The organism is Streptococcus suis, assembly GCF_019794555.1.
GTDB classification, from domain to species: Bacteria; Bacillota; Bacilli; order Lactobacillales; family Streptococcaceae; genus Streptococcus; species Streptococcus suis_AB.
Genome location: NZ_JAIMEP010000043.1, coordinates 1 through 11,865, shown reverse-complemented (window position 1 = coordinate 11,865; position 11,865 = coordinate 1). Strand labels below are relative to the sequence as shown.

The following is an 11,865-nucleotide window of genomic DNA, read 5'->3' as shown; positions in this document are numbered from 1 at the left end:
GGCAACTTAGCCTAACAGCTTCAAGCCTGTTATCAAATGAAATCAATCGCCAACTCATTTATAGTAAAGCAGCTGATTTTGATTAAGGTAAAGTGGCTAACTTCATTATAGAACTTTCACCTTTTTGCCTGAATTCTTAACGATTCCCTAATATTTTCTTAAGGAAAACTTAAGCAAAACCCAGTACTAGCTTGCTTTCAGCTTGGTTTTAGAAAACTCCCGTATAGTATAACCATCAAGAAAATAAATGAGGTTTATGGATATGTATTACGTTACGATACCGGCTTATCAGCCAGATGAAAAATTAATCCAATTACTAAAAGGAATGAAAAACAGGCTAAATTGTCAAGTGATTGTTGTCGATGATGGGAGTAGCGGTGAATCTGTAGAAATCCTAGAAATAGCAAAACAATACGCAACAATCCTCCATCATGAGGTCAATAAAGGAAAAGGTCAGGCCTTGCGTACTGCCTTCCAATATATTTATGAATTAAACAAACCAGGAGTGGTTGTCACTGCGGACGCTGATGGCCAGCATGCCATTAATGATATTGATCGAGTTGCACGTGCTGCAATGAATCTCCCAAGCCGATTAATACTAGGTGTTCGCCAATTTACAAATGATATTCCCTTGCGCAGTCGTTTCGGAAACAAATTGACCCGGGTCTTATTCAAACTCCAAACTGGTGTTACCGTTAGCGATACACAGACTGGTTTACGTGGTTTTCATTCCGATCTAATTCCTTTTATGTTAGACATAGAAGGTGATCGCTATGAATATGAAATGAACATGCTTACGCAAGCGAGTCAGCGTTATCAGATTACAGAAGTTCCTATCCAAACAATTTACATTGATGATAATGCTAGCTCACACTTTCGACCAATCAAAGATGGTTTATTAATTTATAAAAACTTATTTAAATTCGCCCTCGCATCCTTTGGTGGATTTCTGGTTGACTATGGTGTATATGCCTTAGCCTTACTGATTTTTACAACTTTTCCGACTGCCCTACGGTTACTTTTAGCGAATACCATCGCTCGAATTTGTAGCGCCATATGCAACTTTACTTTGAATAAAAAGTTGGTTTTTAATAATAAGGACAGTGTTACAAGAACGGGAGCAGGCTATTTCACACTCGCATTCATTCTCTTCTTATGCGATACTACTCTCCTCTACTTATTCAATCAACTGTTAGGTATAAACCTTTATCTGGTTAAATTAGCAGTTGGACTCCTTCTATTCCTAGTATCTTGGTTTATTCAAAAGAATATTATTTTTAAAGAAAGGAAATCATTATCACATGAAATTGCTTAAAAAGCCCTTTGCCTACGCCACTATCTTCGGAATGCTCCTAACAGGAGGATTTACTTATTCCATGTTAAAAACCTTCGTGATTTCCGAAGCCATCTCAACTGTCTCAGCAAGCAATACTAATACGAGTAGTCAAAATACTACCACCGTATCATCATCTACTGCTGCAACAACTGCAAGCAATGTATCTACAACTGATACGAGCTACTCAGATGACAATATCCAGATTAATCTAGAGACAATCACTACAAATAACACAACCGTTTACGTCGCAGATATTCAAGTTAGTTCTGCTGAATATTTGAAAACAGCTCTTGCAAAAAATACATATGGAACCAACATAACGGCTAAAACCTCTGAAACTGCCGCAGCAAACAATGCCATTTTAGCTATTAACGGTGACTATTACGGGGCCAACTCAACAGGTTATGTTATTAAGAACGGTACCCTCTACCGTGATACTGTTCGCGACAATTCTTCCTATGGGGACCTTGCTATCTATGCCGATGGTTCCTTTGAAATCATCTACGAGGACGAGGTTACTGCACAAGAATTAATTGACCAAGGGGTTGTCAACTTACTTGCCTTCGGTCCTGCCTTAGTCGAAAATGGTGAAATTGTCGTAGATACTTCTACTGAAGTCGGGCGTGCCATGGCTTCAAACCCGCGTACAGCTATCGGGATCATTGACGAAAATCATTATATCATCGTTGTCGCTGATGGACGAACTACCGAAAGCGAAGGATTGTCACTTTATCAAATGGCTGAAATTATGAAAGAGTACGGCGCAACTACTGCCTATAACCTTGATGGTGGTGGCTCATCAACTCTTTACTTCAATGGTCAAGTTATTAACAATCCAACAACAAACGGAAACACTATTTCAGAAAGGGCGGTGAGCGACATTGTCTACATCGGTTACTAATTCAACAACGAGATTCTCAAGAACATTTATCTCCTACTTAGCTATGACAGCCTTCCTATTCATCTTCAGTCGTATTTACGAGAGCCTTAGTTATGGAGAAGTTTCAGTCTTTATGCACTATATGTTCTGCGCAACTTTAGTGGGAGGCATTCTGCTATTGGGCCTTCTGCAAGTCAAGCCCAACTTATCACGAATAACTTATAACTTGTGGAACTCAGGCATTGCTACCATTACAGCCGGATGTCTCCTCCGAGGTATCATCAATCTATCCGGTCGCTCAACCACCTTAGATCAACCTTACTGGTATGTTGGTGCTGGTTTCCTGGCACTTTCACTCATCACACTATTCATCAGTGACACAAGAAGAACTCGTCAAAAATCGACAGTTTAACTGACACACCGACTTTTAAGACATTTGGTATAAACCATCTGTCTTTTTTATATTTCATCGAGGATTGCTTTTACAGAATATTCAGAAATTTACATTTCTTTATCCATTCTCTTATCAATTCCGCTATTTCTGTGATATAATGGGTAAAATAAGATAGGGAGAAGAGAAATGACCGAAAAAGACACACTAAAAAATCTCCGTCACCGTAGTTCTGTCTACGATTCGATGGTCAAATCACCTAACCGAGCTATGCTTCGTGCAACTGGAATGACTGATGATAGTTTTGAAAAACCTATCATAGGGGTTATTTCAACTTGGGCTGAAAATACACCCTGTAATATCCATCTACATGACTTTGGAAAATTAGCTAAAGAAGGTGTAAAAGATGCTGGCGCTTGGCCTGTCCAATATGGAACCATTACCGTTGCTGACGGGATCGCTATGGGAACACCCGGCATGCGCTACTCCCTCACGTCACGTGATATCATTGCTGACTCTATTGAAGCTGCAATGGGTGGACATAACGTAGATGCCTTTGTAGCAATCGGTGGATGCGATAAAAATATGCCTGGCTCTATGATTGCAATTGCCAATATGGATATTCCTGCAATATTCGCCTATGGTGGAACCATTGCTCCAGGTAAACTAAATGGCAAAGATATTGATCTCGTTTCAGTTTTTGAGGGAATTGGTAAGTGGAACCACGGAGATCTAACAGCGGAGGAAGTCCGTGAAATTGAATGCAATGCATGTCCTGGACCTGGTGGTTGTGGCGGTATGTACACTGCTAATACAATGGCAACAGCCATCGAAGTTTTAGGTATGTCTATCCCGGGTTCCTCATCTCATCCAGCGGAATCTCCTGAGAAAAAGGCTGACATCGAAGAAGCTGGTCGTGCAGTTGTTCGTATGTTAGAACTCGGACTCAAACCATCTGACATTCTGACTCGTGAAGCTTTTGAAGATGCGATAACTGTTACGATGGCTCTAGGGGGCTCAACTAACGCCACCCTCCATCTCCTTGCTATTGCTCATGCCGCAAATGTCGATCTAACTCTTGAAGATTTCAACGATTTCCAAGAACGAGTACCTCATTTGGCAGACTTAAAACCATCTGGGAAATATGTCTTCCAAGATTTATATAACGTTGGTGGCGTACCTGCCGTTATGAAATACTTGTTGAAGAACGGTTTCCTTCATGGTGACCGCATCACATGTACTGGTAAAACAGTGGCTGAAAACTTGGAAAACTTTGCCGATTTGACCCCCGGTCAAGATGTCATCATGCCGCTTGAAAATCCAAAACGTGCTGATGGACCTCTGATTATCCTCAAAGGTAACCTAGCTCCCGAAGGTGCTGTCGCTAAAGTATCTGGTGTAAAAGTCCGTAATCACACTGGACCTGCGAAAGTCTTTAATTCCGAAGAAGAAGCAATTGAGGCTGTATTGACCGATGAAATTGTCGACGGAGATGTGGTCGTTGTCCGTTATGTTGGTCCAAAAGGTGGACCTGGTATGCCTGAAATGCTGTCCCTTTCTTCTATGATTGTCGGAAAAGGCCAAGGTGACAAGGTAGCCCTTCTAACAGACGGTCGTTTCTCTGGCGGCACCTATGGACTGGTTGTTGGTCATATCGCTCCTGAAGCTCAGGATGGTGGCCCAATCGCCTTCCTCCGCACTGGCGATTTGGTAACAGTTGATCAGGATACCAAAGAAATCACCATGCATGTGTCTGATCAAGAAATTGAAGAACGCAAGCAAACAACAGTGATTCCACCACTCTACTCTCGTGGCGTGCTCGGAAAATATGCCCATACAGTGTCATCAGCCTCTAAAGGAGCTGTTACAGACTTCTGGAGACCTGAACGTACTGGTAAACAATAAATCATATCACAAAGCCTTGTCTAGCCGACTGGGCTTTTATAAGGAGGAAATGAAGTTGAAATTAACTGTTGAATTATCTCGTTTTCGTGTAAAAGAGGGTAAGACTGCAAAAGTAGACGAATGGATGGCCTTCCTCAACAATCACATGAAAGACACACTGTTGACACTCGAAAATGAAAAAATATATGTCGAAACAATTTTCCGTGAAATACTAGATGGACGCGAATACCTCTACTGGTATTCTGTTCAAGCCGAAGGGGGGATCGAAGTCGAAGATTCAGAATCCTACATCGACAAAAAACATTTAGAATACTGGGAAGAATGCATTGATCCAAGCTATGGTATGGTCGATCTGGATCCTCAAGTCCTTATGATTCCCAAACCCATTTATGAAACGATGGAAGAATTAGTCAGACAATACGATGATACGTTTAAAAAAGAGCTGCAGTAAAATAAAACTGCAACTCTTTTATTTAGGGCTTATCCCCAATGTAATTCGACCTAAGCGACTAATTCTTGTCATTTTCCAAGCGGGAGACCAAACAATCTCGACTTGAGCATCTTCTATTCCGTCAATAGTCTTCAAAGCTGCTACTAACTCTCCAGGCATCGTATCTGCACATGAGCAACCTGCATCAGTAAAGGTCATAACTACTTTACAAAACCCAGTTTCATCTAGATGAATTTCATAGACAAGTCCTAAATTGTATATATCCAATTCAATCTCGGGATCGTAAATGGATTCCAATACCTCCACCAATTGATCTGACAAAATAAGGGCTCGCTCATTGATCTGAATATCTTCTCTCATTTATCCAAACACTCCTAAAACATTTATAAAAAGTATTGTATCATAATTATTTGAAATATACTTGTCTTATCAAATGTTTTCAACTAGTTTTCAAAGTGCACGAACCTCTGAATGCTCACCTTGACCAATAGAAAAGATATACTTATGACCTTGAGTCAAGCTATGATAGAAGCCATGACCAGCATAAATCTGAAATACTTGCATTGTATCACTAGACTCATCTTTATAGATATGTTGATAATAAGGATTATCCGCAAAAACTGTCTTTAGATAGTCGTTTTCCACAGGTCTGGCTATACCTTCTACACGCACTACCTGAATAAGGTACCCTTCCTCAGAAATAGCCGTCATCGCAACTCTTTGATCCCCCATCAATTGATCATAGAAATGCGTTTCTGGGCTTGTCATAAAGAAAATCCCTTCTTCGTTTGCTGCAGTGATATGAGCATGACGAGCATGTGGATTTCCATACTCATCCAAAGTAGCAAAAACTCCAACCTTCATATCTTCCAAAATATGCATAATATCTTTTAGTTCCATGGTATCACCCCTTGAAAACACCTATTTTCTAAAGTATATCAAAAACAAGCAAAAATGTTAAGTGGAATATTGATAGAAATGGTGAAAGTGTTTCGTGAACAACTCCCTACTAACAGAACCAATTAAGAAGGTAGCTATGTTTGCTTCATTTTCAACCTTCAAAGGTTCCTCAACCCTTTTGATTTCCAATTGGTATGGATTTGACTCCTGAACCGATTATGACAACAATCAAAATCCGTCGTAACTATAAAAACTACCTAATTATAAAAAAGCGACTCTTGAGTGCTTTGAACCGTTGATATATCGAGGTATGTAAACGTTTAGAGAATTGGCTAGCTTTACGTGCTTTCTTAAGATCTGGATGGGGCATCTTTTGTTTCAACTAATTTCAAAAGCTTTTAATATCAACGTTTTCACGGTTTTTCAAAACTCAAAATTTCATACAATTTCAACTAATTTCATCAAAATAAGGTAAATTTTCAATCAAAATATGCAAAATCGAACCAGAAAATACAAAAGTTTACCTTATCATGATTCTAGAAAATGAGAGCAGCTAGAAGTATTCACTTTTAATTTTCACACGTACCATGTATAATATGGTTAAAAAAATCGAGAGGTATATCCAATGAATTTTCCATTGAAAAACAGTACCATGCAAGTTTGTAAAGAGGATTCGAGTGTAGAAACCAGTATTCTCAAAGCTGAGACAACTTTTGACTTTGACACAGAATTAAAAAGTGCTATGAACCAATACGATGAATTATTGAAAGAATTAGCGGATAAATGAAATACTCCCCTAAACGAATTTGACATATTCGCAGCCGATTCTTGAAATAATGTCTATAGTGAAAAAAAGTGGTTATCGACCTGATTGTTGATAACCGCTTTTTCTGTATTCTACTGTATTCTACTGTATTCTACTGTATCCTACTGTATCCTACTGTATCCTACTGTATCCTACTGTATCCTACTGTATCCTACTGTATCCTACTGTATCCTACTGTATCCTACTTCATAAAGAATAAACTATCTATCAACCAACGTATAGTACTGATTTCTATCATTTTTATTTGCACCGTACCAATCAACGATGCCCAATTCTTGTAAGTTTTTCATAGTTTTTACAATAAATTTACGGCTTCTACCAGTAATTTCAATCGCTCTTGCTGTTGTCATTTTATCGCCAGAATTATACATGTAGTGAACGATAGCTTGTTCATCTGCATTTAGAGTTCCAAAATCAGAAAACTGTTTTTCCAAACTGTCTCGTGTACGGAGATTACGGCTAACAATGTTGTTCTCAAGCGTCAGGAGAACCTTATTCCCTGGTTCTGAGTATTTTGGCTCATGGAGAAAAGCAGATTCCATCTCAGAATAGATACGCTTTACTCCTTCATTCATCTCGCGTACCCAGCCAAACTCGGTCAGAGTTCGGGCAATACGTGGATTTCTCGAAAAACGTTCATTCTTGATGTTTTCAACCGTTACGATATTAGGTAATTTCCCAGGACTATGGATTTCTAAACGATCATCAAACATCAATATACGAATATGATCTCCATAAACGGAATAATCACGGTGAGTTACTGCATTGACAACACCTTCAAACCAAGCAAACTCAGGATATTCAGGCAAAATCTGGAATTGACCATCATTATCAAGATATTGAAATTCGCGAAGCTGAGTACGGATAAAGTCCCTAACCTGGGTAATCAAAGTTGGGAGAGCCTCATCAAAAGTCACTTCCTTGATAACATTAAAACTACTTCCAGTCCCCATATCGGTACCATCAAATCGCTGAAAACGAACACGAGCTTGAGGAAAGAAAGCTGATGGATATTTGCCAAAAAGCAAAATGGCTGCCTTGGTTACTTTACCATTTACAAGAAAACGTCGAGCTTTGAGAATTTCCTCTGTCGAACGGCTTGAAATATCAAACCGATTTTTGAAGTCCTGGACTAACCTATCCTCAATATCTTCCAAGGTCGCATCAGGCACGACTTCATCTTCAAAGAAACGTTGTCCTTTATCATAACTGAGTTGAGTTCGTTGCTCATAACTCAACTTGACAGTTTCATCTCCTTGACGAAGGTAAACTTCATCATTTGGTGCCGAAATCACACGATTCGACGACAATTCTACAGATATAACTAAAATATGATCTTCTTCACCCTTATGATTGATTACAGGGATTTCTTCAAAAGATAGATCCAATGGAGTCTCACGCATCTCACGGTCAATCTTTTTGAAATCTTCAATCGGATAGGCATTCCCATCTTTAAAACCCGTAATAATATTACCCTGTTTCTCATCTTCAATACCAATAACTAACTGACCGCCGTCCGCATTGGCAAAAGCAATCAGGTGTTTAAGAAGTTCAGAAGGTTTCTTTCTAGCTGATTTTCTATCCAAGTATTGGTTTTCCTTTGCCGTTTGCCAGTGTGATACATTTTTATACATATCCATCTCCCACAATATTTCTAGTTTTATTATAGCACAATTCTACTTCATTAATCAGAAAACACTATTTGATACCTGGAAATCTGATTATATACCTAAAAACCATGAAAAAGTAAAAATGAGGTGAACTATTGAGTCCTTCCCGAGTTTATCACTTAAAAAAGCATGAAGAACAGCTAACCCCTTGCCAGTCGAGGGATTAGCTGTTTTTTACTCTAATTTTTTTGTTGTGTATGGACGTTTCCCACGGTGCTTTTGTGAGAAAATCCAGCCGTCTTTGTTCTTTATAGTAGCGTTTAGGTTATTTGTGCTGTTCATCGCTTTGTCTGCGACCACTACCAACCGTTCAATCCCAAACTGTTTCTTTACTTGCTCGATTGCTGGAATATAAGTGATGGGGTCTGTAAGGTTTCCTCGAAATAGTTTATAAGCGATAGGAATACCTTTCATATCCATGAATAATCCCATTTGGATAATGGGGTCTTTCCTATATTCTTTACTAGCTCCTCTTCGACGAAGCCCCTCTACAAGTAGGTCTCCATTTTCATCACGTATATCTTCATCAGGAACATCAATTTCAAAAAAATAGTTGGTAACATCATAAAATACTAAGGTTCCAGTTCGATTCGTTAATTGGCTAACTTCTTGATGTAAGTGCTGTTGGATTTCTGATTGAAAGGTATTTAAGATATCAAGTGACCGATAAACTGAATTATATGGAACATTCCAATCTCCGAATAGGAAAGCTTGGTGGTAGAACGTTTTATATTTACTTCCCGGATTAAGAGTTCGTTGAAAGATTAGAAGTTTTATGGCTGTCGGCGAAATCGCCTATCGAAACCTTAAAAAAATTTAGGGGAAATTTTAGGGGAAACTTTTCAAAAATTCAGCAAAAAAAGCATCCAAAGGGGAAACTTTGAATGCCTTGAAACGTTGATATATAGCGGTATATTAACGTTTAGAGAATTGTGAAGCTTTACGTGCTTTCTTAAGACCTGGTTTTGGGGGACAGAAGTCAAATATCTACAAAAGCTTATTAAATCAAGCTTTCAAAGTCCATTTTCATTACAAATAAGCAATTATAACCCAATCTTACAAACAATAGATTACCATTAGATTACCAAAAATCTGTTTTCGGAGCTTATGTAGTTGAGGAATAAATAATCATCCAGCACATACTATATTAAGAAGTAGTATATCACATTTTCAATTTTATCAAAGATATAGTTTCTATATACTTTTGATTATATTGATAAATTATCATAGAACATTATCAAACTCTAAACTAAACAATTCATCTATAGCTATCCTACTAAACCGAGTAAATGCAATATTTCTATATGTATTGAATCTTTCATCTGGATTGTCCGATAAACTAATATTTGATTGATCTAAAGACTCTATTGATATATAATTCGGTCGATAAATATTATTTCCCAATATAACTGGACTAAAATATATTCCAACTATTCTCTTTATCTCAGAAGATATTTGATTGTAGTATATGCTTTTTAAATCCAAAAATACCTTATCAAGGATAAATGACCATTTTTTGAAAGACCCAATAAGTTCTATTTCTTTTTCTGAGATTTCACTTATAAATTTGTCATTCTGTTTATTAGAACCCTTATTTCTTTCAAGCTCAGATTTCGAAATATATATTTTAACAGTCGCTCTCTCTTTAAGGAGATCTATTTGTTGCACTAAATTATCGACTGGAATAGAAAAATGTTGTCCAAAATCACGTAATATTTTCAGAATTCGAATCTCATCGTACTGCTCATATATTCTGATCAGTTCTTTCAATTCTACTAATTTTAATTGCGTAGAAAATGCTTTACAGTTATCAACAAATAGTCTTCCTAAAAGGATATTTGTTAACACTAAAAACTTCAACTCAGAATATATTTTTTCCATCTCTTCTATATCTGTCTCAATTTTATTAATGTATTCTTCTAACATATTCTTAGATTTTATAAAATTTTTATAACAATCTACAACATTTGAAAATTTATTAAAATCAAGATTGAATTTCTTTAAAAGTTCATACTCCTCTTTACCTATTCTATGTAATAGTCTACGACCTATACTGCAACCAACAAAATAGTAACCTTCAACGACCATTAAACATTCCTACACATATATAAATCCAAATAAAAACTATTTAAAATTAAAACTCTGTCATATATAAACTTAAATTGAATATTTTTATTCTTTAATTATCATATTACTTTAATCGATATCCAACACTGTATCCTACTGTATCCTACTGTATCCTACTGTATCCTACCTCCTAGAGAATAGACTAATTTTTCGTTAAAGTATAGTATTGATTTCTGTCATTTTTATTGGCACCATACCAGTCAACCATACCCAATTCTTGTAATTTTTTCATCGTTTTTACAATAAACTTGCGACTTCTTCCTGTCAGTTCAATCGCTTTGGCCGTTGTCATTTTCTCACCTGAATTATACATGTAGTGAATCAGCAATTGCTCATCGGCATTAAGGTCGCCAAAATCAGAGAACTGTTTTTCTAGGCTGTCTCGCGTACGGAGATGGCGACTGACAATATTGTTTTCAAGTGTTAGAACAACCTTATTTCCAGGCTCTGAGTATTTTGGTTCATGAAGAAAGGCTGATTCCATCTCTGAGTAAATCCGTTTAACACCTTCATTCATCTCACGGACCCAACCAAACTCCGTCAGGGTTCTGGCAATCCGAGGATTTCTTGAAAACCGCTCATGCTTGATATTGTCAACAGTGACGATATTGGGCAATTTCCCCGGGCTATGAATCTCCAGTCGGTCATCAAACATGAGCACACGAATGTGATCCCCATAAACCGAGTAATCACGGTGAGTAACTGCATTGACCAGACCTTCAAACCAGGCAAATTCTGGATATTCAGGCAAGATTTGGAATTGCCCATTGTCATCCAGATATTGAAACTCACGCAGCTGGGTACGAATAAAATCGCGAGCCTTGATAATCAGGCTTGGCAGTGCATCATCAAAGGTTACTTCCTTGATAACATTAAAGCTACTACCTGTCCCCATATCCGTTCCATCAAATCGTTGGAAACGAACACGAGCTTGAGGGAAGAAAGCTGATGGATATTTACCAAAAAGCAAGATAGCAGCCTTGGTCAATTTTCCATTGACCAGAAAACGCCGAGCTTTGAGGACTTCTTCTGTCGAACGGTCTGAAATGTCAAATCGATTCTTGAAATCCTGAACCAGCTCATTATCGATGTCTTCCAAGGTCGCGTCAGCCACAACTTCATCCTCAAAGAAGCGTTGTCCTTTATCATAGCTGAGTTGAGTCCGTTGTTCATAACTGAGTTTAACGGTCTCATCACCCTGACGCAGGTAAACCTCATCATTAGGCGCAGCAATCACTCGGTTTGAAGACAATTCAACTGATACTTAACAAAAATCAAAAATAGCGATATAATAGTATTATGACAAAAGAACTTACCCAGACACAAGTTGAAGAATTAAAGCAAGCACTTAAAGATAAAAATAATGCTCTGCATCATAG

10 protein-coding genes and 2 pseudogenes are annotated in these 11,865 nt (G+C 37.8%); 6 read left to right on the top strand and 6 right to left on the bottom strand.

What is annotated here, in order from left to right; genetic code table 11:
* The first annotated feature begins 262 nt into the window (after nucleotides 1–262).
* From K6V48_RS10995 to K6V48_RS10975, 5 genes are all read left to right on the top strand, one after another.
* Nucleotides 263–1,315: a bifunctional glycosyltransferase family 2/GtrA family protein gene (locus K6V48_RS10995; RefSeq protein WP_222369701.1), complete on the top strand. Its 1,053-nt coding sequence runs from the start codon at nucleotides 263–265 to the stop codon at nucleotides 1,313–1,315.
* On the top strand, nucleotides 1,302–2,237 hold the full coding sequence (locus K6V48_RS10990) for a phosphodiester glycosidase family protein (protein WP_222369695.1): 936 nt from the start codon (nucleotides 1,302–1,304) through the stop codon (nucleotides 2,235–2,237). The genes K6V48_RS10995 and K6V48_RS10990 overlap by 14 nt, the downstream gene beginning before the upstream one ends.
* Nucleotides 2,218–2,628, top strand: a complete 411-nt coding sequence (locus K6V48_RS10985; RefSeq protein WP_222369694.1) for a hypothetical protein — start codon at nucleotides 2,218–2,220, stop codon at nucleotides 2,626–2,628. The genes K6V48_RS10990 and K6V48_RS10985 overlap by 20 nt, the downstream gene beginning before the upstream one ends.
* Before the next feature lie 168 nt (nucleotides 2,629–2,796).
* Nucleotides 2,797–4,512 (top strand): dihydroxy-acid dehydratase, encoded by a 1,716-nt coding sequence (gene ilvD / locus K6V48_RS10980; RefSeq protein ID WP_172024819.1) that lies wholly within the window; start codon nucleotides 2,797–2,799, stop codon nucleotides 4,510–4,512.
* A 55-nt stretch (nucleotides 4,513–4,567) separates the two neighbouring features.
* Entirely contained in the window at nucleotides 4,568–4,963 is a 396-nt protein-coding gene (locus K6V48_RS10975; RefSeq protein ID WP_222369698.1) for a DUF6176 family protein, read from the top strand.
* Nucleotides 4,964–4,981: 18 nt separating this feature from the next.
* On the opposite strand, the gene K6V48_RS10970 is transcribed toward K6V48_RS10975, so the two are convergent.
* Both K6V48_RS10970 and K6V48_RS10965 read right to left on the bottom strand, forming a co-directional pair.
* Entirely contained in the window at nucleotides 4,982–5,323 is a 342-nt protein-coding gene (locus tag K6V48_RS10970) for a metal-sulfur cluster assembly factor (protein WP_172038825.1), read from the bottom strand.
* Between the two features lie 90 nt (nucleotides 5,324–5,413).
* Nucleotides 5,414–5,863, bottom strand: a complete 450-nt coding sequence (locus K6V48_RS10965; RefSeq protein WP_172055606.1) for a pyridoxamine 5'-phosphate oxidase family protein — start codon at nucleotides 5,861–5,863, stop codon at nucleotides 5,414–5,416.
* A 625-nt stretch (nucleotides 5,864–6,488) separates the two neighbouring features.
* On the opposite strand from K6V48_RS10965, the gene K6V48_RS10960 reads away from it, so the two are divergent.
* Entirely contained in the window at nucleotides 6,489–6,650 is a 162-nt protein-coding gene (locus K6V48_RS10960; protein ID WP_172102626.1) for a hypothetical protein, read from the top strand.
* A gap of 239 nt (nucleotides 6,651–6,889) precedes the next feature.
* Here the strand turns inward: K6V48_RS10960 and K6V48_RS10955 are convergent, their stop codons facing one another.
* From K6V48_RS10955 to K6V48_RS10940, 4 genes and pseudogenes are all read right to left on the bottom strand, one after another.
* Entirely contained in the window at nucleotides 6,890–8,323 is a 1,434-nt protein-coding gene (locus tag K6V48_RS10955) for an ATP-binding protein (protein WP_222369692.1), read from the bottom strand.
* A 237-nt stretch (nucleotides 8,324–8,560) separates the two neighbouring features.
* Nucleotides 8,561–9,136: pseudogene (locus K6V48_RS11945) on the bottom strand (IS1634 family transposase); the annotation flags it as partial.
* 447 nt (nucleotides 9,137–9,583) lie between these two features.
* On the bottom strand, nucleotides 9,584–10,447 hold the full coding sequence (locus tag K6V48_RS10945; protein ID WP_222369688.1) for a hypothetical protein: 864 nt from the start codon (nucleotides 10,445–10,447) through the stop codon (nucleotides 9,584–9,586).
* 181 nt (nucleotides 10,448–10,628) lie between these two features.
* Nucleotides 10,629–11,750, bottom strand: a pseudogene (locus K6V48_RS10940) (ATP-binding protein); the annotation flags it as partial.
* Between the last annotated feature and the right edge of the window lie 115 nt (nucleotides 11,751–11,865).

What these genes read in the sequence shown, in the direction of transcription:
- K6V48_RS10955 (WP_222369692.1), bottom strand. Translation starts at nt 8,323, where the DNA reads ATGTATAAAAATGTATCACACTGGCAAACGGCAAAGGAAAACCAATAC.
- K6V48_RS10990 (WP_222369695.1), top strand. Translation starts at nt 1,302, where the DNA reads ATGAAATTGCTTAAAAAGCCCTTTGCCTACGCCACTATCTTCGGAATG.
- K6V48_RS10970 (WP_172038825.1), bottom strand. Translation starts at nt 5,323, where the DNA reads ATGAGAGAAGATATTCAGATCAATGAGCGAGCCCTTATTTTGTCAGAT.
- K6V48_RS10995 (WP_222369701.1), top strand. Translation starts at nt 263, where the DNA reads ATGTATTACGTTACGATACCGGCTTATCAGCCAGATGAAAAATTAATC.
- ilvD (WP_172024819.1), top strand. Translation starts at nt 2,797, where the DNA reads ATGACCGAAAAAGACACACTAAAAAATCTCCGTCACCGTAGTTCTGTC.
- K6V48_RS10965 (WP_172055606.1), bottom strand. Translation starts at nt 5,863, where the DNA reads ATGGAACTAAAAGATATTATGCATATTTTGGAAGATATGAAGGTTGGA.
- K6V48_RS10960 (WP_172102626.1), top strand. Translation starts at nt 6,489, where the DNA reads ATGAATTTTCCATTGAAAAACAGTACCATGCAAGTTTGTAAAGAGGAT.
- K6V48_RS10945 (WP_222369688.1), bottom strand. Translation starts at nt 10,447, where the DNA reads ATGGTCGTTGAAGGTTACTATTTTGTTGGTTGCAGTATAGGTCGTAGA.